Raw genomic sequence first — 24,517 nt, 5'->3', positions numbered from 1 at the left:
GGCTTGTGTACTTTTATAGAGGCCTATACAGGTTCAACCAGCTTTCTTCGCCAAACGACCTCGATCTCAAACCCTCTACTCAGGGAGTGTACTGGCTCTTAAGAGTAAGGCGGCACAACAAAATGTCACTGCGACCGATCCATCCGCTTGACGCGTCGACAACCTTATGCAACTGCACCATTGCTTCAAGAAGAGCGCGAAAGTCCTACTGGATTGCTGGGTGAATTGAGCAAAATGGAAAAGCGAAAAGAATAGCGCGCATCAAGATAGATCAAAGCGTTTGAGTCTTCCCCGCTTAATCGACAGGCATCTAAAACTACTGCGGACGAATCCCAAGGCACTGACTCAACTATTCAGTGTATTGTACTGTTTTCGAATACTGGCCTCACCAGAAAGAGAGAAAAAGCCAGTTGCCATCCGGGCACCTGAATAAACCCCAATAGCACTTGCAAACCTGCCCACAGATCGAAAACCGGTAAAAAAACCATTTTTTTACTTTATTTAACAAAAATTCTTATAAAACGCTTGCATTTAGGTATATAAATAAGCTGCAATTAGCGCCGCTCGCTTGGGGGGACTCATTATCAATTGTTTTTTGCTGAGTAAAAGTGGTCTGGACGATCTAGATGACCACAAGATGGCTGAGAATAATTGATAGGAATGCCCCCATTTCTAAAACAATTCTTTTTGCAGGGATATTTATAATGGCTAGCAAGAAAGTACCCAAAACCACTATCAATGATGTTGCCAAACTGGAAGCAGAACTGATCTCCCTTACCGCCAAGCTGGCTAGTGCCCGTCTCAAGCAAGAGAAGGATGCGATCAGCAGAGAGGAAAAATTGGCAAAAGACGCCAAAAAGGCCGTCGTAAAGGCGAAAACCACCCAGCAAAAGCTGGCTGCCGTTAGAGCCAAGAAAAAAACGCCTGCCCAACAGCGGCAACTACAGAAAGCCCGCAGTGACGCCGCAACGGCCAAAGCCGCCGCAGCCGAGATCAAAGGCGCTGCGGCAGAAGCCAAAGAGAAGCTGGCAGCAGTCAAAGCTGCAAACAAGCTCGCCTCTCAGGTAGCCAAGGTTGTTGCCAAAGAGGAGGCAGCTATTGCCAAAAAACTGGCCGCTGTAGAGAAGAAACAGGCTATCTCTGAAGCCAAAAAAGCCGCTGCTGCTGCCAAGAAGGCCGCTGCCGCAGAGAAAAAGAAAGCTGTTGCACAAAAGAAGAAAGCGACCGCTGTAAAGAAAAAGCCCGGTCGCCCCAAAAAAGCGGACGAAGCCAAAAAGAAACCCGGCCGTCCAGCCAAAAGCGAGGCTGCCAAGAAAAAACCGGGACGCCCCAGAAAAACTGATACCGCCGCAACTCCGGCAAAGCGTGGTCGTGGACGTCCGCCAAAAGCCGAAATCGCCAACAAGAAGCCGGGACGCCCAGCCAAAAGCGAAACGGCCAAGAAAAAGCCAGGACGCCCCAAGAAAGCTGTCAGCGCAACCACAGCAGCCGCCCCAGCAAAGCGTGGCCGCGGCCGGCCGCCAAAGGCCAAGTAAGACAATCCGGCTGGAGTGTGATAGCTCCAGCCGGATCAGGCCCCGGCTGCGTCGAGGTGTATTCTCATAACAACTGCTCAGTGCTTCAAGTTGACCGCTTTTATTCGGTGGTCTTCTCCCAACAAAAAAACACAATCTGCCCGCTCGGGCATCTCTAAAATCAAATTGCGCGTAACCCTTTCGTAGTGCTGAACAAAACGCAGCACATCCCCGTCCTGTAACCCCCCACCGCCGTTACGCTCACGCAGCTTTTGCTCCTGTAACTGCCGCCATTCGAGAATAGATTCCATACTCGGCGCTTTCAGCATCACCATAACCTCCGGCAGCGCAAACAGGGTCCGATAAGCGCCCGCAAGTTGCCGATTGATAAAGTGCCGCCAGGTACCGGATGGATCTTCTGACTGCTCAAGGGCATTCAGCGGGAATACCGGTTTGACTGATGGTTTGGCCCCCAGGCACCAACCCTCCAACAACACAATATCGACCGGCCCCATGTATTGCGGCCAGGCGTCCCGTGGGACGCGCTCATCAAGAGACTTGTCAAAGCGCGGTAAGGCTGTGACCGATTCCGCACCCGCACAACACAGGGCATTCAGGGTATCAATACCCAGCTGTACATCGTGTGTACCTGGCACCCCGCGGGTCAACAGAAGGGGGTGAACCTCGCTCGCGAGCTGCTGCCGCTCGGCGCGGGTGAGGTAGAGATCATCCAAAGAAAGTGTGCAGCAGTTGTGGCCCAACTCGGTCAGTACAATTTGAAGAAAATCAGTCAGCGTGGATTTACCCGTACCCTGGCCACCACTGATACCCACAACCAGCGTCTTTCCCGGCCTATGCCGCTCCTGCAGCCACAGTGCCAGGGGCAGGTAATAGTCTCTTATGACCCCATGAAACGCAGCCGGCAGTTGGTGTTGCCGAATAAAGCCCTCAATAACCCCGCCGGGTAGCTTACTTGCGTGCATCTGGCTGTGTGCGATAACTTCCCGGGGCCAGGCATTGACCATGTTCGATCCCTCTCAAAGTTCACCGCGGCCACAACCACTGCAATGATTGCCCAGACCACCCAATTCACTTTTGAAGCCCTATTTGATTACCGAGGTAGTGGAAATCACAAAATAATGCCGGCGGCGCAAACACCGGCGCTAGCGTTGACCTATAAACTCGGCACGGGCTAGCCTGCGGCGTACATACCCCGGCAGCACTAGCATCACCGGTGTCACCAACAGGGTGAGCAGCGTAGAAAAAGAGAGCCCATAGACAATGGCGCTGGCAAGTTTGACCCAGAACGAGGCAATAACCCCATCGACCACCACATTCCTGCCCACCATATCCACACTCACCCCCAGCGCCAGCGGCAACAACCCGAGAATGGTGGTGACAGTGGTGAGGAATACCGGGCGCAATCTCTGTGTTGCCGCTTTGAGCACAGCCTGGGTCGGGCAGAGCCGGGGCTCCTGCCTGCGTACAAAATTAAAGGTATCAATCAGCACAATATTGTTGTTAACGACAATACCGGCAAGGGCAACAATCCCCACCCCGGTCATAATTACGCTGAAAGTACTCTGAGTGAGTAAAAGCCCAAGCAGTACGCCGGTGGTGGACATGATCACAGAGGATAGAGTCAGCAGGGACTGGTAAAAGCTATTGAATTGGGTCACCAGCAGAATAAACATCAGAAACAGCGCGAGCAGGAAAGCCACGCCCAAAAACTGAAAGGACGCATTCTGTTCCTCGTCGGCGCCTCTGAACAACAATTCAATCCCCGGGTCCACTGGATTGCTATTCAGCCATGCCCGGATTTCCTTGACCTTATCGTCCGGCAGCACACCCTCCTGTGCATCCGCCTTGATTTGCATACGGGTAATGCCATTAATTCGTTCAATTTTGTCCACTCTGGGCATCGCCTCGATGTGTACAAAACTGCTGATAGGCACTGTGCCACGTGCAGTATTCACTTTCAGATCATCCAACGCGGCAAGACCGCGGGCGCTCTGTGGATAACGAATACGAATGTCCACCTCTTCATCCGTATCATCGGGGCGATATTCAGCTACACGCACGCCATTGGTCACAAGCTGCACTGCGCGCCCCACTTCGGTAAGATCAGCCCCGTACAAGGCCGCTTTGGCGCGATCCACCTGCACCTCCCACTGGATGCCTGGCAGTGGGGCCGTATTCACTATGTCTCTAAGACCATCGAATTCGTCCTCCATGGCCCACTGCAGGCGCTGGGTTTCCAGCAGTAGTTTCTCATAATCCTGTCCGCGCAACTCCAGCACAATATCCTTACCGACCGGAGGCCCTCCATCTATCACATTCGCGCTCACTTTGATTCCGGCAAAGTTGGCACTACGTGCGCGAATATCCGCAAAGACGGCTCTGCTGCGACGCTCCCGCGCCTCCGGAGGTAACAGTTCCACCAACAGATTGGCAATCTGGTCTGGCGCCTGGTCCGAATTGCCCGTGATCCCCCCGGAGCCAATTGTCGTATGGGCAATACGCACTTCGGGTACACTGAGTACCGCCTGTTCCACCCGGGCCACCAGCACTTTCTTTTCCGCCATGGATAAATTGCCCTGAGCCCGAACCTCCACATTGCCGTATTGCTCTTCGGTTTCGGTAAAAAACTCGATACCGGCCCCATAGCGACCAAAGCCAATAAAAATCACAACAAGCACTGCAATGGTGACCGCAAAGGCAGTGACAGGGCGGCGCAGAACAAACAGCAACAGGCGGGCATAGTATCCGGTAATACCCGCCAGGGCTCTAGGCTGCCCTTCCTCCAGTTGTCTCAGATAACCCCGTGTAGGCGCACTCAAAGTACTCTTGCCAAACAGGGAGCCCAGCACCGGGGCGAAAAAGAGCGCGTATAAGAGAGAACCGGTCAATACAGCAAAAACCGTGACCGGTAGATAGCGCATAAACTCCCCCACCACACCCGGCCAGAGCATAATGGGCAGAAACGCAGCGAGCGTTGTTGCGGTTGAAGCAACCACCGGCCAGAACATGCGGGTTACCGAGGCGATATAGGCACTACTTGCGCTCAAACCCTCGGCCATCTTGCGATCGGCAAATTCAGTAATCACGATGGAACCGTCGATCAGCATCCCCAGTGCCAGCAACATGCCGAACATCACCATAAAATTGAAGGAATAGCCCAACAACCAGGTGACAATAGAGCCAAATAACAGCGAGAAGGGCACGCCCAATCCCACCAATATGCCCGAGCGGAAACCGAGTGCGGCAACCACAATAATCATTACCAGCAGCATAGCGGTGAGAATATTGCCCTGCATCTCGCTGACCATATCCCGCGCGAAGTTGGATTGATCAAATACAAATTTTACCTCCACGCCTTGGGGTAATGCCTCCATCTCTTGCAGAACAACCCCCCTGACCCGCTCCGTCACATTGACAGAACTGGCATCACTACGTTTTGTGACATTGATAGCAAGACCGGGGCTGCCATTAATACTGGTATAACTGGCGGCATCCTTAAACGTGCGCCGGATGTCGGTAACATTGCCCAGGGTGACCACACCATCCGGGGAGGTTTTCAGGGGGATGTCATAGACATCTCCTGCGGTTTCAATAAGCCCCGGAACTTTTACAGAAAAGCGGCCGCGCTCAGTCTCCAGCTCACCGGCGGGAATCATCAGATTATTGCCCAACACCGCATTGATCAGCTCGGCGCTGGTCACCTGGTAGTGCTCCAAGCGTACGGGGTCAATAATGACCTCGACCACCTCTTCGCGATTACCGTGCAGATCCGCACTCAACACATCGCTGATATTTTCGATTTTGCGCTTTAATCGTTGGGCGCTACCCAGCAAGATGCGCTCGCTGAGCCTTTCTCCGGAAAGGGTGACCACAATCGTGGGAAATGGCTGTGCCGAGACCTCTTCAACCGTCGGCTCCTCGGCATCCCGCGGCAATTCCGCCCTGGCCCTTTCCACCGCATTGCGGATATCGTCGATCGCATCATCCACAGCGATTGCGGAGTCGAACTCCACCACAATATACGCGAGTGATTCACGCGCAACCGCTATCACTTCCACGACACCCTCAACCGCCCGTATCTCCTGCTCCAGCGGGCGCACCAGCAATCGCACACCATCCTCGGGGGAGATCCCCTCATGGGTGACCTGCACTATCACAAAGGGAGGGTTGACCTCGGGGCTGGATTCAATCGTCATCGCACTGCGCGCCGCCAACCCAACCAGAATGATCAGCAACATCAGACAAAGCGTACTGCGATTTCGCTCGATCCCACTTTTTAATAGCTTCACCGCAGGCCACCCTCCACGACGGGGGGCTGCTGAGAGGCTGGCATTAAGATTGGCCCGGGGGGGATATCGTCGGGCTGGGGGGGAATGTCGAAATCCTGCTCGGGGGCGATCATTTCCACTCGCACAAGATCACCGGCGCTGACATACTCCTGGCCGACGGTGATCAGGGTGGCCTGATCCGGCAGGCCACTGACCCAAACGCCCCCATCCCCATCGCCTACGAGGGTGACTTTGACAAATTCCACGCGATGTTTGCTGTCGAGAATACGCACGCCCAGTTCGCCACGATCATCCAGCGTCAACAGGGAGGCATTAATGCGATGCGCCATGACCTCTCCTGTGGGCAGCGCCAAACGCCCACTCAGCCCGCCGCGCAACTTATTGTCGGGATTGTGTACCGCCACCTCTACCCGGTATGCGCGTGTGACTTCCTGAGCCTGTTGGCTGATATAGCGCAGTTTACCCTGCACCGCCCCCCCCCCCTGCAATTGCGCGCTGGCAGAGCCAGCGGGGACCAGGTTGCCCACCTGATTTTCCGCAACCTCACCGACCACCAAAATCGGGTCCAGATCCAGCACAGTTGCACAGGCTTCACCGCGGCGAATAAAATCCCCCAATTCCACCGCACGGCTGTTCACCACCCCATCAAATGGCGCGCGGATCTTTAGGTTATCCACCAACACTTCCGCACGAATATAATCTCTTTTCGCAAGGGCCAGGGCCACCTGTTGCTGAACCATAGCCGTCTCTGCCAGCAAACCTTGCTTTTTCAGACGCAGGGCTCCGGCGTAATCCAGTTCGGCCTTGCGCTGTGCCACCTCGGCAAGCGCGAGTTGCTCCAGGCGATCCTCCGCCCCAATCTCACAAATCACTTCCCCCCGTCGCACGTTACTCCCTTCCTCCACCGGGAGACGGGTGATCACCCCATCCAACTCCGCGCGCAGGCGCACACTGCGGTTGGCTTCGGTGCGGCCATTGACCAATACCCGCGCAACATAGGACTGGGCCCCGATTTGCCGGGCCTGAACCAGCGGGGAAGCCTCGGGCCTGGCCCTTGTTGCCTTACCGGCTTCCTCACCCCCATCCCCCTGATGGCCCGGAAGCAGTACACCGCTCAAAAGCCAGGCGGCAGCCAATAGGGTGACAAGCGCTGCCGTTCGATAATTGTGATTGGACCAGATGGACGCCAGTGGACTCTGCATTCAAAAAACCTGTTGAGAAAAAACAAAGCTATCGGTTTAAGGATAGAAACCGTTCATATCTTCGCAGACAGTTGCAGCACCTCGCACTGATCAAATTTTACATAGTGAGGACTGATACCGAAAATAGAATCCTTACCGCGGGGCACTTGCCCTGGCCGCAGGTAGCGACTCTGCTGCGCTACAAACGTACTTGATGACTATTGTTGGAGAAGCGCATATCACGCGCTCAACGGGACTTGCCGCCGGTAGGACAATCCATCGACCCAGCTGTTTTGCGCAAAACGATCTGTGGCATCGCCCTAAAGCGCGCCAGAATATTACCGGTGGATAGGGATCAGCGGCCAAGCCAGCCAGATCCCAGGTTAAACAGCCACTTATACCGGGTCAGGAGAGCATCGACTCCAGAAAACCCTGCATATCCGACTCACCATCTATCAATTCGCCGGAACCAAACTCCGCATTCCAGTCCAGCAGGATGCGCGCTAGCCCACGGGCCTGTTCCGCCAGTGCCACCAATTCCTGCCGGCAGTGCTTGGGGCCTGTGTAAAGTTTCAGCTTGCGGTGGCTGTCGGCCAGTTGATGACCCGGGTACTTCGAGCGATAAACTTCCAGTTTCCAACGCAGTGAGTGCACCATGTTGCGGTAAAAAATCAGTTTTGCTGGCAACTGTAACAGGGAGAGGTCATCCAGATCACCAAACAGTGTGCAATCCAGTCCCAGCACCTGGGTGTCGCGGCTGTGGGGCGAGGCGAGCACATTGGCGCTACGGGGTTCTGATAGCAGCATGGACAGATCGCCAAACAACTCTCCGGGGCGAATCACTGCCAGGGTGCGCTCACCGGCCATCTCTGCCATTTTGCCTGCGGTATCCACATGAACCAGCAACTCGCCCCGCAGCAAGAAGTAAAGCCACTGATCCACTTCACCGGCACGCAGCAATTGTTCTCCCGGCTGCAAACTGACCAGCCTGGAGCGCTTCAGCAAAACCGTGTACTGCCACTCATTGGAAGCGCGAATATCACGAAACAGATGAATAACATTGAGTAACCGGTCCACGGCATCCCGCGGATAATCGATAAGAGGTTTGATTTCCATGCGTACTACAAATTAGTAAAAACGATTCCATTTTTTGGAAAGTGCGTTTGAAGCCACTTTATAAAACTGAATTCTATACGATATTGATCCCCCACAACCAACTTCAGGAGTGACAATCATTTCCACCACCCACTCCTGGTACCAGACAGACAGAAAGACATTCCAGCCATTTCGGACTTGAACTCAATCACAGTTGCAGTAGAGTTAGAAAAAAGGAGAGCACACTGTGCTCACCCACGCTTGAACCGCGCACTATTTCACCCGGCTCTTGCACTTCTGGGACGGACCCCAAATCCTTATTTGCCGGAACTTTTGCCTCCGGACTTTCAGGGGCTGTGAAACAATGAAACCGATAAAAACTGCCGTCTCACTTTTGCTATTTACTTTTACGGTATCCGCCAAAGCGATACCACTGTTGAACGGTCTTGCAGTCGAACAACAATTCAACAAGGATCTCTATATCGCTGCCGTTTATTCGGAAACCCTGACTGATGAAACGGCCATCCTGCTCAACGGCAACGCACCGCGCCGGCTGGAAGTACGCGTCATCGCCAACAGCCTGCCCGCGCGCCGCTTTCGTAATCAGTGGATGGAGGCGATCGCCATCAATAACCGCAGCGATACCCTGAGCAGCCAGGCAGAATCCATGCTGACATTCGCCAATCTGTTCAAAGGCCGTTTTTTACGTGGCGACCGCCTGGCAGTTGAATTTGCCGCTGACACCGGCATCACCAGGATTGCACTGAACGGGATTACCCTCGGGGAAATCAACGATGCGGATTTCTACAATACGCTTTTGCTGGCCTGGATTGGCCCTGTTCCCCCATCCACCGGCTTTCGCGACGGACTGCTCTCGGCAGGCGAGGTGGACAGCGGCCTGCTCTCCACTTACGAAGCGCTTGAGCCCAGCAGCGAGCGCATCGCAGAACTCCAGTTAAAGCAAATCAGCCTGGAGGAGGCTCTGACAACCGAGGCCCCAGTGGCTGAGGAAATCCTGCCCAAACCGACGCTGGAGGTGGCGGCACTTCCCCCTCCCACGCTGGCCCTGGTGCCAAATCCTGCAACAGCCACGCCAAACCCTGCTTCAGCCGCGGCAAGCCCTGCCACGGGCAATGAAGACGTAGAACCCGCTGCAACCCCAACCGTAGAACTGTCCCAGGCGAAACCCGACACCACCGAGGCGCCCGCGGCAGATAGGGAAGAAGACATGGAGGAAGAGGAGACGCCGCTGACAGCCGATCTGATCCTCGCCCGCCAGATATACCACTCCGCTCTGCTGCGCCACACTTTCCGCAGCATTCGCTACCCCAAGCGTGCCCAGGAACGCGGCCATGAGGGCAGCGTACGCCTGAATGTAGTGATAAATGCCCGGGGGGAAGTGCAGGAGATAGTGGCAGTACAGGAATCCCGCTATTCCAGCCTCAACCGCGAGGCCATCGCTGCCGTTGAGCGGGCTGGCCCCTACCCCGCAGTACCTCCACAATTGGGGTCAGACCGCTTCAGCTTCACCTTGCCGATTACTTTCGATATCCCAGATTGATCCGACCCTGTGCAAAAGCTCCGCCCGGCGGGGCTTTTTGCTCTCACCACACCATCTGTCGCGATCACACCGCACCTAAACGCAGCCCTCTTGCCTCCTAATGGCGCCTTCTTCTACCATGTGGATGTCGTTTGACCACCCTGAATTTAGCCAAACAGAGCTACTAATGAAAAAACTACTCTTACCAGTCGCTATCCTTGGCATTCTCGCCAGCCCCCAACTCACCCTTTCCGCGCTGGCCCACAATCACCCGGACTCCACCCACAAGAGAGCCACCCCAGAGCAGGAAAAGCGCTCCTCCGGTATTGATCTCACCGCGCTGGATACCACTGTGCGCCCGCAGGATGACTTCTTTACCTATGTGAACGGCTCCTGGCTGAAAAACACCGAGATTCCTGCGGACAAATCCCGCTGGGGCGGTTTTTCGATCCTGCGGGACCAGAGCACCGAGCAGGTTAAAGCGCTGATTATGCAAGCGGGCCAAAGTGCCAACAGTGACGGCGCCAAACAGATCGGTGACCTCTACAACAGCTTTATGAACGAAAAGCTGATCGAGAAAAAAGGCCTGTCCGCAGTGTCTGGCGAACTCGCCAAAGTCGATGCCATCAAGTCCCGCAAAGACCTGACCGACTTTTTTGCCTATGCCGATCTCGCCGGCTACAACGTGCCTTTTGGCGGCACTGTCTACCAGGACCTGAAACAGGTTGAAAACTACATCCCCTTCCTCTGGCAGGCGGGCCTGGGACTGCCGGACCGCGATTACTATTTCGAGGATACCGAGAAGAGCCAGAAACTGCGCAAAGCCTATAAAGAGTACCTGGGACAAATCCAGAAATTGGCCGGGCTCGACAACGCCAAAGCCTTTTCTGACAGGATCTTCAAACTGGAAGAGCGCCTGGCTGAACACCAGCGCAGCCGCCTGGACAATCGCGACCCTGAGAAATATTACAACAAGAAATCCGCGGCGGAGCTGAAAAAGCTGATGCCTGCGGTAAACTGGGACAGTTACCTGGCCAAGGCCAAGCTGGCCAAGGCCGACAGCTTTATCGTCGGCCAGCCCGAGTACCTGGAAGCGGCCAACCAAGTGATTGCCGATACTGATATGGCCACCTGGAAGCGCTATCTGAAGGTCAAGATCCTGTCCGCCATGGCGCCCTACATGCACAGTGCGCTGGCCCAGGCCCACTTCGATTTCTACAGTACTGCCATTCGCGGTGTCGAACAGATGGAGCCCCGCTGGAAGCGCGGCGTACAGTTTGTCAACGGCGCGGTGGGCGAACTGGTCGGCAAGCGCTATGTCGAGAAGCATTTCCCACCGGAAGCCAAGGCGCGCATGATCGTTTTGGTGGATAACCTCAAGGCCGCGTATCGCGAATCCATCCAGTCCCTCGGGTGGATGGGAGAGGATACCCGCAAGCAGGCGCTGTCCAAGCTGGAAAATTTCACCACTAAAATTGGCTATCCGGACAAGTGGCGCGACTACTCCGCCCTTCAGGTGGACGCGAATAGCCTGGTAGGCAACGTGCTGGCCGCCAACCTGTTTGAGGCCGACTATGAGCGCAATAAACTCGGCAAGCCCATTGATCGCAGCGCCTGGGGCATGAGCCCGCAGACCGTTAACGCCTACTACAACCCGACGATGAACGAGATCGTCTTCCCCGCAGCGATCCTGCAGCCGCCCTTCTTCAATGTGAAGGCGGATGACGCGGTGAACTACGGCGGCATTGGCGGAGTGATCGGCCACGAAATTGGCCACGGCTTCGACGATAAAGGCAGTAAGTTCGACGGCAAGGGCTACCTGAACAACTGGTGGACCGACTCCGACCGCAACAACTTTGAAAACCTCACCAGCAAACTGGTCTCCCAGTACAACGCTTTTGAGCCGCTGGAAGGCGAGCACATCAATGGCGAGCTGACCCTGGGTGAGAACATCGGCGACCTGTCCGGTCTGGGCATTGCGTACAAAGCTTATAAGATGTCCCTCAATGGCGAAGAGGCTCCTGTGATTGACGGCTTCACTGGCGACCAGCGTGTATTTGTAGGCTGGGCTCAGGTCTGGCGCAGCAAGATGCGTGACAAGGCGCTGAGCAGCCGTATGAAGACAGACACTCACTCCCCCGCCGAGTACCGGGTACAGGGTGTGCTACCCAATATCGAAGCCTTCTACGAGGCTTTCGATGTGAAAGCCGGTGACGGCATGTACCTGCCCGAGGAAGAGCGGGTAAAAATCTGGTAACAGGTGTTAAAACCGGCTGCCCCTGGCGGCCGGTTTTCTCTCTTGCCGCGATCTATCCCGTCGCCAGCCCCTCTCCCCCCAAGTCCTTTATATCATCCGCACCCCCTATTTCATTGCCACTACAAGCTGGACAACTTGTAGCCACTATGGCGTAACATAGGTGCGGTGCTTTTAGGAGAGAGAATAACTATGGCCCATCGCACCCAGCTCCAACTGCTAACCAGCCGCCGCTTTCTGCCTTTCTTCCTCACCCAGTTTCTCGGTGCCTTTAACGACAATGTGTATAAAAATGCGCTGATCGTGATGATTGCTTTCCGCTTGGTGGAGAACGAAGCCAACGCCCTGATCAATGTTGCAGCGGGCCTGTTTATTCTGCCCTTCTTTCTCTTTTCTGCCTCCGCCGGCCAGTTGGCCGACAAGTACGACAAGAGCCGCCTGATCAGGCTGATCAAACTGGGGGAAATCTGTATTGGCGCCCTCGGGGTCACCGCCCTCTACAGCGGCAGCAATGTTTTCTGCCTCGCCGTCCTCTTTCTGTTGGGTGTGCAGTCGGCATTCTTCGGCCCGGTTAAATACGCCATCCTGCCCCAGCACCTGAAGCGCTCCGAACTGGTTGGCGGCAATGCGCTGGTGGAAATGGGGACCTTTGTCGGCATTCTCACCGGGACCATCGTGGGCGGCCTGCTGGCGGGGCTAACCGGCCAGGGGGAAAATGGCCTTTTCTACCTGAGCCTGGTGATCATGGGTGCAGCAACCCTGGGATACCTGTCCAGCCGCGGGATTCCAATGGCGCCGGCGCCGGCGCCAAACCTGCGGGTCAATCCGAACCCCATCACCCAGATGCAAAGCATCCTGGATAAAACCGCCAAAACCCCTTCGATTTTTTATGCAATTATCGGTATCTCCTGGTTCTGGTTGATGGGCGCGGCCTACCTGACACAGATTCCCAGCTTTACCAAAAACGTGCTGGGTGGCGACGAGTCCGTTATCACCCTGTTGCTATGCACGTTTACCATCGGCATAGCCCTGGGCTCGCTGCTGTGTGAGCGCCTATCCGATGGGCACATCGAATTGGGCCTGGTGCCTCTCGGCGCCGCCGGCCTCACCATCACAGGCACCGCCCTGTCCGTCGCTGGTGGCAATTTTGTCGAGCTGCAGCAGGCGGGCCTGGGGGCGTTCCTGAGCCGTAATGGTGCCTATGCGATTCTCACCTGCCTGGTGCTGATCGGTATCTGCGGCGGCCTCTACATAGTGCCGCTCTACGCGATGATGCAGGACCGCTCAGCACCCGAAATCCGCGCGCAGGTTATTTCCATCAACAATATCCTCAACGCGCTGTTTATGGTGGTCTCGGCCCTGCTCGGCCTCTTTTTCCTGAATGTGCTGAAGGTCACTATCCCCCAGTTCTTCCTGGTTATCGCCCTGATGAATGCCGCAGTGGCCATCTTTGTCTTTACCAGGGTACCGGAGTTCGCCATGCGCCTGCTGATCTGGATGCTTTCCCATACGATATACCGGGTGAAGCACGAGGGCCTGGAAAAGATTCCCGCCCAGGGGCCCGCGCTCATCGCCTGCAATCATGTCAGTTACGTGGATGCCCTCCTGCTGGCGGGGGCGGTGCGCCGCCCCATACGCTTTATTATGTACAAACCGATCTATGAGATTCCGGTGCTGCACTTTATCTTCCGCACCGGGCGCGCCATTCCCATCTGTTCCAGGCTGCAGGATCCCGAGGGATACGAGATGGCATTTAGCGCCATAGAACAGGGCCTGAAAAATGGGGACCTGCTGTGTATTTTCCCCGAAGGGCAGCTCACCAAAGACGGGGAATTACAGCCTTTCAAGGCCGGTATTGAAAAAATACTGGAGCGCACCCCGGTACCGGTGATTCCCATGGCACTGCGTGGTCTTTGGGGCAGTTTCTTCAGCCATAACGGTGGCCAAGCCTTCACCACCTGGCCACAGCGCTTTTGGTCCAAAGTCAGCGTCGTGGCTGGTTGCCCCATCGAAGCCACTGATGCCAAGGCCGGGATACTGCACGAGCAAGTATTGGGTTTGCGCGGGGAGCAGCGCTGAGGCTGGGCAGGGCCGCAACCAGGGCACTTTGCCTGGCGCCCGCTCTACATCTAACCGGCCTTGGTATGTCACCCGGGTCCAGATAGGGAGGGTACACGCCTTTTCTGAAATGGAAATCAGGTGGCCGCGGAAAAGGGAGGCCCACCCAGAGGGGAGTCTCCCTGTTAAAGATGCCCAAACGGCTCACACCGTTTTAAGCGCGGCCTGATCGGGATTGTGATTTCTGAGTATCAGCCACAGGGCTGCTGCCAGGATAGCTGCCTGCAGGCCGATGCCCTGCCAGGTGGGGTAAATACCCAGCCAGTCGAAACTGAACGCCACCGGCAGCGGGGTAATACCGATCCAGGCCGCTTCCTGCAATGCCGCAACTGCCTTTCCTGCGAGCACGAAAGACAACGCCAGCAGAATATAGGTGGTCGCGGAAAAAAACTTACCGATAGGCAGGCGCGCCGAGTAATGCACCAGGGCGAAACCCAGTACCGCGAGCAGTGCCGCACCGGAAGCCATGCCACCCCAAAGCGCGCTGTATTGGTTTGCAGAGGTCTGTGCCAGCAGGGACTGGTAGAACAGTATCGTTTCAAAAATCTCCCTATACACCGCGATAAACGCCAGCCCGGCAACCCCCCACAGGGCACCGGCACCCAGGCTGCGGTTGATACTGTCCTGAATATAGTTTTGCCATTCCCGCGTGCGGGTTTTGCTGTGCATCCAAAAACCCACGTAGAAGAGCACCACTGCCGCCAAAAGTGCAGCCACACCCTCCATGACTTCGCGGCTGGCACCACTGATGGTAATCACGCTTTGGGCGGCGACCCAGGTAGCCACACCTGCGGCGAAAGCGCCGATCCAGCCAAGGTGTACAAATTTCAGCGCATCGCGGCGGCCGGTTTTTGCCAGGATAGCGATCAGTGCTATCACCACCAACAACGCTTCCAGCCCCTCGCGCAAGAGGATCACCAAACTCGCGATAAACAGTGCGACGTCGGACAAGCTGGAATCCTCCATCAGCGATTGGGCCCGTGTCAGCTGCGCCAGAATACTGTGAACCTGCGCTTCCACTCGACGGGGATCACTGTCGGCATTCAATTGGGCGCGCAAGCCCAGCAGCGCGCGTTCCGTGGCCAGGCGCAGGTCCGCATCCACAGAGTCCAAGGCATTCTCCGCCAGTTCAAAGCCATCTAGATAAGCGCTGATCGCCAGGGTGTGGGCATTGGCATAATTCCCTTGCCGGTAGGCTGCCAGGGACTTTTGCAACTGCGCGCGCGCCACCTCTAGGGGGGCCCCGCCCCCCTGGGGTATCTCAGCGAACAGAGGGCTGGGGTCAGCGCGCAAGGCAGCCACCGACTGCGCAGGTACGTCTGAGCGCTCACTGCGCAATACCGCCGGGCTGTACATCACCAGATCCTGTAGGCTCGGCCCGCCCACCTTCACAGCAGTGTCCTCTCCGGCAAATGCCAGGCCACCCACATAAAAAGCCAAAGACCAGCGCTGTTGTTCGTTCAGACCCTTGAAGGCGGTCATTGCAGTGCCGTCAATACCGTTACTGATGGCATCGTAAAGCCCCAGCAAAGAGCGGTTTTCAGCGCGCTCACGCTCGTGAAAATCGGTGGGTGCCGGCTCCAGCCCAGCCGCCAGCGGTCCATCCCCGCGCCCTTCCACCCCGTGACAGGCTATGCACTGGGCCCGGTAGAGTGCGCGACTGTCATTGAAGCTGAGCAGTGCGCGGGGCAGGGAGAGGGCCGGCGCAATGGAGAGCAACCCCTGGCGCAGTTTGGCGGTATGTTTCTGCACCACGTCAAGGCCCGCCTTGCGCGCAATGGCGCCCTGCAGAGCCAGGGCCTCGGCGCGGATCATTCGCGCCTCAGGCGAATCCGACAACTGCTGCCCGCGATTGAGCAACAGTTGGGCGAACTCCGCCATTTCAGTGTACTCATCCGTGTTGATCACCGCGCCGTCGGCCACTGCCTCCGGATAATCCACACCAATATACTCCGCCATCTGCATCAACTGTCGCAGCTGCTGCTCGGAAAGGCCGCTTTGCTGGGCCTGGACGGGAGTCATCGTTACAGCCAGCAGTACCATAAACAGGCGGGCCAGATAGAGGAAGAGGCGCATGGAGAATCCTTTTTGGTTACTGCAAACAGATTGATCATCAGGTGCATAATATAATTGATAATTATTCTCATAATAAAGCCCGCGCTGAAGTTGATTCAACCCAGACGTGGCTGTAGTTAAATTGTGTACAATTAAAATGTGCACAATATAAAATACAGGAACCGGATCATGGCCGATCTCTACTCAATCCCCATCGAAACTGCCGACGGTAAACCCTCCTCACTGGAGGACTATAAAGGCAAGCTCCTCCTAGTGGTAAATACCGCCAGTCAATGCGGTTTTACCAAGCAATACAAAGGGTTGGAATCACTTTACAGCCGCTATAAAGAGCGGGGTCTGGTGGTACTGGGCTTTCCCTGCAACCAGTTTGGCAACCAGGAGCCCGGCAGTAATGAGGAAATTCAGACGTTCTGCACACTGAATTTCGGGGTCAGCTTTCCGGTCTATGCCAAGCTGGATGTCAACGGCCCTGCGGCACACCCCCTGTTTGTGCAACTCAAGAAGCGAGCCCCTGGCCTGCTTGGCACCGAGGGCATCAAGTGGAACTTCACCAAATTTCTGATCAGCAGGGATGGCAAAGACGTGAAGCGCTTTGCCCCCAAAGATACCCCCGAGTCCCTGCAGGCTGAAATTGAGCAGATGTTGTAACGGTGATTGGCAGCGATGACTTCGAAGAGCTGGCCCTCAACCGCCAGCTTTGCTTTGCCCTCTATGCCGCCTCCAGGGTCATGACCAGGGCTTATCGGCCTATGCTGCAGGATTTGGGTCTTACCTACCCTCAATACCTCGTGCTGATGGTGCTTTGGGAGTGGGCTCAAGAAGACAGCGCAAACCGGGAGAAAAGAAATCTTGGCGCCCTGGGGCAGCGCCTGTTGCTCGACTCCGGCACCCTGACCCCGCTGCTAAAGCGTCTGGAGCAGCGCGGCCTGGTACAGAGACAACGCGCCACTTGGGATGAGCGCGTCACTCTGGTGGCCGTAACCCGCGCGGGGCTGGCACTGAAATCCAGAGCCAGGAAATGGGTCAGCCAGCATCCGGAGCGCACTTCGATACGCCCTGCAGAAATAGAACCGCTGCGCGATGCCCTTTGGCAATTTTTGCGCAAGATAGAACGAGGCCCCGATCGGGCTGACACATAAAACCAATCACTGCCGGCAGGCCCTCTGGAAAGGAGCACCTCGAAAGGGCTCAACTTTTTTAGGTTATAAATTCCACAGGAAAGAAAAATAAGGATAAAAATATCAATCGGTATTGAAGTTTAGGAAATAATAGGATGAACATTGACCATCAGATCAAAGATCACGCATAATGCCCAGACCCAGTCCCGACGCGGAAACCGCTACCTATGAAGACTGACTTCTGTACAACCAGACAAGGCCACCGCACCCTAGCTTTCACGCTGCGGCTGCCGCTACGCGGCATATAATTTTTCTCCCCCCACCCCCGACAGGATTCCCGACTTTATTTGAGCGGCGCATAGACAGCGGCAGAGCCCCTTGTTTAGCCTCGCAACAAATAAGGAGTAAAAGCGAAAATGAGCATCCAGAAAGATAAGTTAGTCATTTTTGATACAACTTTGCGCGATGGTGAACAGAGCCCAGGCGCCTCTATGTCCAAAGAGGAGAAGGTCCGCATTGCCCGTCTGCTCGAGCGCATGCGCGTGGACGTGATTGAGGCCGGCTTTGCCATTGCCAGCCCCGGCGACTTCGAAGCGGTAAAGGCGGTTTCCGAAGCCGTGCGCGAATCCCGCATTTGCAGCCTCGCACGCGCTGTCAACGCGGATATTCTGCGCGCCGGCGAAGCCCTGAAAAAAGCCAACGCCTCCCGTATTCACACCTTTATTGCCACTTCACCGATCCATATGCAGTACAAGCTGCAGATGGCCCCGGAAGATGTACTTCAACAGGCGGTGAAAGCGGTCAAAACCGCCCGTCAGTTTACCGACGATGTGGAGTTTTCCCTGGAGGATGGCAGCCGCTCCGAACCGGAATTTATGTACCGTATTATCGAGGCGGTGATCGCGGCCGGCGCGCGCACAATCAATATTCCCGATACCGTCGGCTATGGTGAACCCGGCGAGTACGGCGCCCTGTTCCGGCGGGTTCTCGAGCATGTTCCCAATGCCGACAAGGCCATTTTCTCCACGCATTGCCACAACGACCTGGGTCTGGCAGTGGCCAACTCCCTGTCCGCCGTAATGAACGGTGTGCGCCAGGTGGAGTGCACGATCAATGGTCTGGGTGAGCGCGCGGGCAATGCCTCCCTGGAGGAGATTGTGATGGCGGTAAAAACCCGCCAGGATCTCTATCCGGTGGAAACCGGTATCGACACCCGTCATATCGTGCCCACCTCGCGCCTGGTTTCCTCGATCACCGGATTTCCGGTGCAGCCCAACAAGGCGATTGTCGGCGCCAATGCCTTCGCCCATGAATCCGGCATTCATCAGGACGGTGTACTCAAACATCGTGAAACCTATGAAATTATGCGCGCCGAGGATGTGGGTTGGGGCCAGAACCGCCTGGTGCTGGGCAAGCACTCGGGAAGGGCCGCGGTGCGCGCACGCTACGGGGAACTGGGGATCGCGTTCTCCGACCCGGAAGCCTTCCAACAGGTTTTCCAGCGCTTTAAGGCACTGGCAGACAAGAAACACGAGATTTTTGATGAGGACCTGCACTCTTTGATCACCGGTAACGAAACCCCGGTGGAGCGCTTCCAACTGAAGGACCTAGATGTGCGCAGCAAGATCGGCAGCGCACCCCAGGCCTTTATCAGCCTGCTGATACAGGGCGAGCCACACCAGACCGAAGCCTGTGGCGGCGGCCCGGTGGATGCCATTTTCAAGGCCATAGAAAGCATCGTCGGCAGCGGCGCCGACCTGAAACTCTACTCGGTCAATGCCGTTACCCAGGGCACTGACTCCCAGGGTTCGGTAACCGTGCGCCTGGAAAAAGACGGTCGGCTGGTCAATGGTGTCGGTGCCGACACCGATATTCTGGTTGCCTCGGCACAGGCCTACATGGATGCGTTAAACTTGCTCGCCATGGGTGAAAGCAAGAAACAAGGCGTATAAGTGAACGAGCTTGAGCGGGCAGAATACCTGTCGGTACTGGGCGTGGCCAGTTATGTGCCGCGCTTTGTCTTACCCCTTGCACCCGCACCCCGCCAGGCCCAACTCCCGCCGGCATTGCCCGCGGTCGCTACTCCGCCGCTGCAACAGAGCGCACCGGCTATGGCCAGCCCGGTGCCGCAGTCAGCGGCACAGGAGGTTAACTTCACTGCGTCCGCCCCCGCAAGCGACAGTGCAAAGACTTCAGCGGTTGCCGGTACATGGGATAAACCCTCCGTGGCAGTGGCCCGGCCACAACGGGAACTGCAGCCTTTTATCCTCAGCTGCTGGAGAGTCGGTGAGGAACTGCTGGCGGTGGACAGCCATGAGCCCGGTGCCGCACTGCCGCTGGAGTCGTTGTTTGGCAATATTCTGCGCGCACTCAATTGGCACCAATTGCCGCGCCAGCACGAGCGCCTGTGCTGGCCGATTACAAAAAACCGCTTTGGCCCCACAGCGGGCGCCCCCGAGGCTCGCGATACCTTTTCAAGCTGGCTGGAAGCCTCCTGCACATGTCACCCGGTGAAGTCCATCTGGTTGATGGGGGAAGAGGCGGGGGCTTTCTGTACGCCCATACCCCTGGACGAGGCCGTCAACAACTGGCAGGAGGTGCGTATTCTCCCCCTGCCCAGCCTGTCCCGACTATTGCGGGAACCGGAACGCAAACACGGCCTCTGGCAGCTGCTGCGCAAAACCTACCCCTCCGAGACCCGAGCGCGATGAGACACTTAACCGCTTGCGGCTTTCATCTGCGCCAGGCCAACAAAGCGGATTGCAGCACTCTTGCCAACCTGGCCCGCAGCGCCCACAGCCATCCCTGGAATCGGGCTCAATACCTGCAAAGCCTGGTGGCCGGCCACCAGTGCTGGCTGCTTGCCATAGGCGATGAAACCATTGGCTTCTGTGTACTCAACCAATTAGTTGACGAGGCTGAAATTCTGGACATGGCTATCTCGCCCCGCTGGCGCCGGCGGGGCCTCGCTGAACAGCTGTTAACCCACCTGATTGCACAGCTTCCCAGGAACACCCGGCGACTCCTGCTGGAAGTGCGCACCTCAAACCTCACCGCACACTCACTCTATCGCAAACTGGGTTTTTCCGAGGACGGTTTGCGTAAGAATTACTATCCCGCAGACAATGGCGGACGTGAGGATGCTGTGCTGATGAGTCTGGCCCTGGGTCCGTTCGTAAAGGCAGCGGGCAGGCTGTAAAATCAGCCCCCCTTGCGGATGCCTGGATCGCACCTTTCAAGGAGTGACACACACGGGGCTGCACCGCATAAGCCAGTGCGCGCTGGCGAACCCAGATAGATTCCCCCCATGACCGACCTGTTTCTATAGAGTTAATGAATGCCACTAACAACAAGTAGCCCCTCACTGCTCGAAGGCTCGGTATCCGGCCATTTGCAGCGCTTGGCCCTGCCCATGGTGTGGGGCATCCTCGCGGTGATGTCGTTTAATGTCGTGGACACCTACTTTGTCTCCCAATTGGGCAGTGCACCGCTCGCGGCCATGAGCTTTACCTTTCCTGTGGTTATGGCGATCAACAGTTTTGCCATCGGCCTCGGTGCGGGCACCTCATCGGCGGTGGCGCGGGCCTACGGTGCGGGGGATGTCCGCCAGGTACGCAGACTGGTGACTGATGCCTCTGTACTCGCCCTGCTGGTATCGCTGGTCATCACCGCCATTGGCTTGCTGACAATTCGCCCTCTGTTCAGCCTGCTCGGTGCCGGCCCGGAAATGTTGCCGTTGATCGCCGACTATATGGTGCCCTGGTACCTCGGCACTATCTTCGTCATAGTACCCACCATCGCGCTATCGGCCCTGCGCGCGATCGGCAACAGCGCGCTCACCGGGCGGATCATGGTGGGCGTGGCGCTGTTCAACCTGATTCTTGACCCAATTTTGATCTTCGGGCTGTTGGGTTTTCCGAGGCTGGAGTTACAGGGCGCGGCAATCGCCACCGTTACTGTGCGCACCCTGAGCTTTTTTATGGCCCTGTACTTTCTGATCCGTCGTGAACACCTGATGGCTGCGCCCCAATGGCACCTCGGCTCCCTGCTCGAATCCTGGCGCAGGGTGTTGGCAGTGGGGCTACCGGCGGTGCTCACCAATGTCATTATTCCCATGGCCAGCGGCGTGATGGTGGCCCTAGTGGCCGTGCACGGCGAAGATGCCGTGGCCGGGCTCGGTGTGGCACTGCGCATTGAGCCTTTGGCTCTGATCGTATTCTATGCCCTCTCGGCGGTTATCGGCCCGTTTATGGGCCAAAATGCCGGCGCCGGCAAAATAGACCGGCTGCGTGAGACCGTTACGGTACTGGCCCGCTTCTGCCTGATCCTGGGCGCGGGCCTGGCGATTCTGCTGTTTTTTATCGGGGAGCCTATCGCCCACCTGTTTAGCCAATCCGCCGAGGTGGTCGCAGTGGCAGTGGCCTACCTGAGCCTGGTCCCTCTCAGTTACGCCGGCTATGGTTTTGTGATGTCGGCCAATGCAGCCTTTAATGGCCTGGGACAACCACTGCCCGCTACCCTGATTTCCTTCCTGCGTGTGCTGGGCGTCTATTTACCCCTGGCCTGGCTGGGCAATAGGTTGTGGGGGATGACCGGTCTTTTTGCCGCAACGGCCGCCGCCAACCTGCTGCTCGGTGCCCTGTCCTGGTGGTGGCTGCGGCACAACCTCCGACAACGCTGTGCAGCGGTGACATCGACACCACACTTGTCCGCCAACTGAAAGACAGGCCCAAGCGATCTACAGTATTTTCTCGACAAGCAATCCTCCCAGACTGCTTGCCGGAGACAATGCTCCGCGACTCAAGCCAGCACAAACCCCACAGGAAAACACGCCGGGGAGACTCCCTCGCCAGCATAGTGCCGAACACTGGAATCGAGAAAGCAACCTGGTGCCGGGGCCCGCCCCGCAAAAACATCACAGAGGCTCCGTGGCCGCTCGCAACCAGTCCGCGGTGTGCTCGTCAACCAGCGGCGTAATGACCTGCCGAACCCGCCGATGATAGCGGTTCAACCAATCCCGCTCCCGCGCACTCAGCAGATCCGCGTCGATCAGCACGCGATCAATCGGCACCAGGGTCAATTCCTCGAATTCGAGGAAACCGGGGTAATCCCCACTCTCTTTCACATACACCAGGTTTTCTATGCGAATACCGTATTGCCCGGTGAGATAAAACCCCGGCTCATTGGAGAGGATCATGCCGGGCTGCAGCGCCACCCCGGTAGCGACCTTACCGATGCGCTGCGGACCCTCGTGCACACTCAAATAACTGCCGACCCCGTGACCGGTACCGTGGGCATAGTCCAGTCCCACCTCCCACAGTGAGCGGCGCGCAATCGCATCAATCTGCTCTCCGCAAGTACCCTGCGGAAAACGCAGGGCGGCGATGGCAATATGCCCCTTTAATACACGGGTAAAATGCGCCCGCGCCGGTGCCGGGAAATCCCCCAGAGCCAGGGTGCGAGTCACATCAGTGGTGCCATCGGGGTACTGGGCACCCGAGTCGCACAAATAAATCCCCTCGGGTTTCATAGGCAGGCTGGACTCCGGGCTCACCCGGTAGTGGACTATGGCCCCGTTGGGCCCGTAACCCGATATGGTGTCAAAACTGTTTCCGCGAAAACCCTCTCGCGCTGCACGCTTGCCATACAGCAGCTTAACCGCCGACAATTCATCGAGCCCAGTATCGACCGCTCGGGGTAATTCCGCGAGAAATTCGCACAGCGCCGCCCCATCGCGCTCATGAGCGGCCCTGGCACCGGCCAGTTCCACGGCATTCTTGCAGGCTTTGGCCCCTGAGACGGGATCGCGTTCCTGCACCAGTTGGATATCCAGAGCGCGCAACTGCTGCAGAATCCAGCAATTACTGATCAGGGGATCCACCCAGATCTTGCCGATATGGCGACGCCGCAGGTCCGAAAACAGCAGGCGCTTGTCGGATACCACCGTCACTTCCCGGTCCAGGTGTTCAAGCAGCCCCTCGCCGACCGCCTCCGCCGATAGGTACAGGGTGGCGCTGCCATCCCGGTACAGCACGGCATTGGCCAGGGCGACCGGCAAATGCGGGATATCGTCACCGCGGATATTGAACAGCCAGGCACAGTTCTCGGGGCTTGGCAGCCACAGAGCATCGACGCGTTTCTCCGCCAGCAGCGCGGCTATACGCCGGCGTTTGTCCCTGGAGTGCTCACCACTGAACGCAAAGGGGTGGGGCCGCGCCGTGCCGGATGGCGTCGCGGGCCTGTCTGCCCAGATGGCATCGATAGGGTTCTTCTCCAGTGGTCTCAGGGTAATATCCCGCGCCTTCAAATGCCCCCGCAGCAGGGCCAGGCCCGGTTCCGTGTGCAGGCGTGGGTCATAGCCCAGTGCCTGTCCCTCGCGCAGCTGGTCACAGACCCAGTTGGCAATCTCAGCGCTATCCAGGTTTTCCAACTCTATTGGCCGGCCACCCAGTTGCTGCTGCCCCTGCAGTGTGTAACGCCCATCGACAAACAGAGCGGCCGCTTCCAGGCCAATCACCGCCACACCAGCCGACCCCGTAAACCCGGTCACCCAAGACAGGCGCTCCTCTGCCGGCGGTATATACTCATTCTGGTATTCATCGGTACGCGGTACCAAAAATGCCTCTACCCCCTGCTGTCGAAGCGCCTCTCTCAAAGCCTGTAATCGCCCCTCACTCATACATCCCCCTTCGCTATCTGAGTTCGCCAAGCCAGAGCCTGCGGCCCTGGGTCAGCCACCCTTTGCAGGCAATCCTGCTGTTGACTCAACCGAAAAAACGAGATCATTCACAAAATGTCATGACACGCCAATCCCGCTCTTATCGTGATCCCCATTGGCACCGAAAAATGCGTTTGTGAGATTCTCCCACCAAACTCAATTGTGCAGTATATCCTATCCTGGAAACGCCACTGGAGTGTATAATACGGGCCCGCATTTCTTGCAGAGACCGGGGAATCGAATTTTAAAATATGGGCCAGAGTACTGCCCCGACGGCTGCCGACACTGAGTCATTCTCTTTCCCCATATGAGGCGATTAAAGTCATTGGTTATTCATGCAAAACAAAAACGCAAAAACATTCTGAACTTGCCTGGCCTTCCTCTTACTCCTACGACAACCTGGGCCACCGACATCCCACTAAAGTTGCCTTAACTGTGGAACAAGGGGTATTTTACGGCTGAAATTGACTTCTGGTTGGACGCAACCTCTAGACAGAATAGGGAAAAACGATTTGATTGGATTGACTAAAACGGATTGAGCATCCGTATCTTTATCGGTAAACCTCCGTCTTCAGATTGACCGCCGCTACAAT

At 56.7% G+C, this 24,517-nt stretch carries 16 protein-coding genes; 10 read left to right on the top strand and 6 right to left on the bottom strand.

The window, feature by feature from the left end:
- Window positions 1–704: 704 nt before the first annotated feature.
- Entirely contained in the window at window positions 705–1,535 is an 831-nt protein-coding gene (locus ACL7TT_RS01875; RefSeq protein ID WP_413392699.1) for a hypothetical protein, read from the top strand.
- A 77-nt stretch (window positions 1,536–1,612) separates the two neighbouring features.
- Here ACL7TT_RS01875 and ACL7TT_RS01870 read toward each other — a convergent pair whose 3' ends face one another.
- The 4 genes from ACL7TT_RS01870 to ACL7TT_RS01855 form a co-directional block, all read right to left on the bottom strand.
- A complete protein-coding gene (locus tag ACL7TT_RS01870; protein WP_413392697.1) occupies window positions 1,613–2,539 on the bottom strand; it encodes a phosphoribulokinase in 927 nt (308 codons plus the stop codon).
- Window positions 2,540–2,677: 138 nt separating this feature from the next.
- On the bottom strand, window positions 2,678–5,824 hold the full coding sequence (locus tag ACL7TT_RS01865; RefSeq protein WP_413392695.1) for an efflux RND transporter permease subunit: 3,147 nt from the start codon (window positions 5,822–5,824) through the stop codon (window positions 2,678–2,680).
- Window positions 5,821–7,026, bottom strand: a complete 1,206-nt coding sequence (locus ACL7TT_RS01860; RefSeq protein WP_413392693.1) for an efflux RND transporter periplasmic adaptor subunit — start codon at window positions 7,024–7,026, stop codon at window positions 5,821–5,823. Before ACL7TT_RS01860 ends, ACL7TT_RS01865 begins: the two co-directional genes overlap by 4 nt.
- 384 nt (window positions 7,027–7,410) lie before the next feature.
- Window positions 7,411–8,121: a cyclic nucleotide-binding domain-containing protein gene (locus tag ACL7TT_RS01855; protein ID WP_299941237.1), complete on the bottom strand. Its 711-nt coding sequence runs from the start codon at window positions 8,119–8,121 to the stop codon at window positions 7,411–7,413.
- Between the two features lie 343 nt (window positions 8,122–8,464).
- On the opposite strand from ACL7TT_RS01855, the gene ACL7TT_RS01850 reads away from it, so the two are divergent.
- The 3 genes from ACL7TT_RS01850 to ACL7TT_RS01840 all read left to right on the top strand — a co-directional run bounded on the left by ACL7TT_RS01850 (window position 8,465) and on the right by ACL7TT_RS01840 (window position 13,973).
- Window positions 8,465–9,661, top strand: a complete 1,197-nt coding sequence (locus ACL7TT_RS01850) for a TonB family protein (protein ID WP_413392690.1) — start codon at window positions 8,465–8,467, stop codon at window positions 9,659–9,661.
- Window positions 9,662–9,827: 166 nt separating this feature from the next.
- Window positions 9,828–11,897, top strand: coding sequence for a M13 family metallopeptidase (locus ACL7TT_RS01845; protein ID WP_413392688.1), 2,070 nt, complete (start codon window positions 9,828–9,830; stop codon window positions 11,895–11,897).
- Between the two features lie 189 nt (window positions 11,898–12,086).
- Window positions 12,087–13,973 (top strand): MFS transporter, encoded by a 1,887-nt coding sequence (locus tag ACL7TT_RS01840; protein WP_413392687.1) that lies wholly within the window; start codon window positions 12,087–12,089, stop codon window positions 13,971–13,973.
- Window positions 13,974–14,156: 183 nt separating this feature from the next.
- On the opposite strand, the gene ACL7TT_RS01835 is transcribed toward ACL7TT_RS01840, so the two are convergent.
- Window positions 14,157–16,088, bottom strand: coding sequence for a cytochrome c/FTR1 family iron permease (locus ACL7TT_RS01835; protein WP_413392685.1), 1,932 nt, complete (start codon window positions 16,086–16,088; stop codon window positions 14,157–14,159).
- 168 nt (window positions 16,089–16,256) lie between these two features.
- Here ACL7TT_RS01835 and ACL7TT_RS01830 point away from each other — a divergent pair, with 168 nt between their 5' ends.
- From ACL7TT_RS01830 to ACL7TT_RS01805, 6 genes are all read left to right on the top strand, one after another.
- Window positions 16,257–16,736 carry a glutathione peroxidase gene (locus tag ACL7TT_RS01830; protein WP_413392683.1) on the top strand — a complete coding sequence of 160 codons (480 nt, stop codon included), beginning with the start codon at window positions 16,257–16,259 and terminating at the stop codon, window positions 16,734–16,736.
- Between the two features lie 2 nt (window positions 16,737–16,738).
- The gene (locus tag ACL7TT_RS01825) at window positions 16,739–17,227 is read left to right on the top strand and encodes a MarR family winged helix-turn-helix transcriptional regulator (RefSeq protein ID WP_413392681.1); all 489 of its coding nucleotides are present in this window, start codon (window positions 16,739–16,741) and stop codon (window positions 17,225–17,227) included.
- A gap of 395 nt (window positions 17,228–17,622) precedes the next feature.
- Complete coding sequence (locus tag ACL7TT_RS01820) at window positions 17,623–19,158, top strand: 2-isopropylmalate synthase (protein ID WP_413392679.1); 1,536 nt, start codon at window positions 17,623–17,625, stop codon at window positions 19,156–19,158.
- A complete protein-coding gene (locus tag ACL7TT_RS01815) occupies window positions 19,159–19,917 on the top strand; it encodes a hypothetical protein (protein WP_413392677.1) in 759 nt (252 codons plus the stop codon).
- The gene (gene rimI / locus ACL7TT_RS01810) at window positions 19,914–20,405 is read left to right on the top strand and encodes a ribosomal protein S18-alanine N-acetyltransferase (protein ID WP_413392676.1); all 492 of its coding nucleotides are present in this window, start codon (window positions 19,914–19,916) and stop codon (window positions 20,403–20,405) included. The genes ACL7TT_RS01815 and rimI overlap by 4 nt, the downstream gene beginning before the upstream one ends.
- A 138-nt stretch (window positions 20,406–20,543) precedes the next feature.
- Window positions 20,544–21,926, top strand: a complete 1,383-nt coding sequence (locus ACL7TT_RS01805) for an MATE family efflux transporter (RefSeq protein WP_413392675.1) — start codon at window positions 20,544–20,546, stop codon at window positions 21,924–21,926.
- A 195-nt stretch (window positions 21,927–22,121) separates the two neighbouring features.
- Here ACL7TT_RS01805 and ACL7TT_RS01800 read toward each other — a convergent pair whose 3' ends face one another.
- Window positions 22,122–23,885 carry an aminopeptidase P family protein gene (locus ACL7TT_RS01800; RefSeq protein WP_413392673.1) on the bottom strand — a complete coding sequence of 588 codons (1,764 nt, stop codon included), beginning with the start codon at window positions 23,883–23,885 and terminating at the stop codon, window positions 22,122–22,124.
- Between the last annotated feature and the right edge of the window lie 632 nt (window positions 23,886–24,517).

Source organism: Microbulbifer jejuensis (assembly GCF_047289955.1).
Taxonomy (GTDB): Bacteria; Pseudomonadota; Gammaproteobacteria; order Pseudomonadales; family Cellvibrionaceae; genus Microbulbifer.
Note: the sequence above shows the minus strand (reverse complement) of the source record. Positions and strands in the feature narration are given on the sequence as shown.

What these genes read in the sequence shown, in the direction of transcription:
- ACL7TT_RS01875 (WP_413392699.1), top strand. Translation starts at nt 705, where the DNA reads ATGGCTAGCAAGAAAGTACCCAAAACCACTATCAATGATGTTGCCAAA.
- ACL7TT_RS01870 (WP_413392697.1), bottom strand. Translation starts at nt 2,539, where the DNA reads ATGGTCAATGCCTGGCCCCGGGAAGTTATCGCACACAGCCAGATGCAC.
- ACL7TT_RS01860 (WP_413392693.1), bottom strand. Translation starts at nt 7,026, where the DNA reads ATGCAGAGTCCACTGGCGTCCATCTGGTCCAATCACAATTATCGAACG.
- ACL7TT_RS01855 (WP_299941237.1), bottom strand. Translation starts at nt 8,121, where the DNA reads ATGGAAATCAAACCTCTTATCGATTATCCGCGGGATGCCGTGGACCGG.
- ACL7TT_RS01850 (WP_413392690.1), top strand. Translation starts at nt 8,465, where the DNA reads ATGAAACCGATAAAAACTGCCGTCTCACTTTTGCTATTTACTTTTACG.
- ACL7TT_RS01845 (WP_413392688.1), top strand. Translation starts at nt 9,828, where the DNA reads ATGAAAAAACTACTCTTACCAGTCGCTATCCTTGGCATTCTCGCCAGC.
- ACL7TT_RS01840 (WP_413392687.1), top strand. Translation starts at nt 12,087, where the DNA reads ATGGCCCATCGCACCCAGCTCCAACTGCTAACCAGCCGCCGCTTTCTG.
- ACL7TT_RS01835 (WP_413392685.1), bottom strand. Translation starts at nt 16,088, where the DNA reads ATGCGCCTCTTCCTCTATCTGGCCCGCCTGTTTATGGTACTGCTGGCT.
- ACL7TT_RS01830 (WP_413392683.1), top strand. Translation starts at nt 16,257, where the DNA reads ATGGCCGATCTCTACTCAATCCCCATCGAAACTGCCGACGGTAAACCC.
- ACL7TT_RS01820 (WP_413392679.1), top strand. Translation starts at nt 17,623, where the DNA reads ATGAGCATCCAGAAAGATAAGTTAGTCATTTTTGATACAACTTTGCGC.
- rimI (WP_413392676.1), top strand. Translation starts at nt 19,914, where the DNA reads ATGAGACACTTAACCGCTTGCGGCTTTCATCTGCGCCAGGCCAACAAA.
- ACL7TT_RS01805 (WP_413392675.1), top strand. Translation starts at nt 20,544, where the DNA reads ATGCCACTAACAACAAGTAGCCCCTCACTGCTCGAAGGCTCGGTATCC.
- ACL7TT_RS01800 (WP_413392673.1), bottom strand. Translation starts at nt 23,885, where the DNA reads ATGAGTGAGGGGCGATTACAGGCTTTGAGAGAGGCGCTTCGACAGCAG.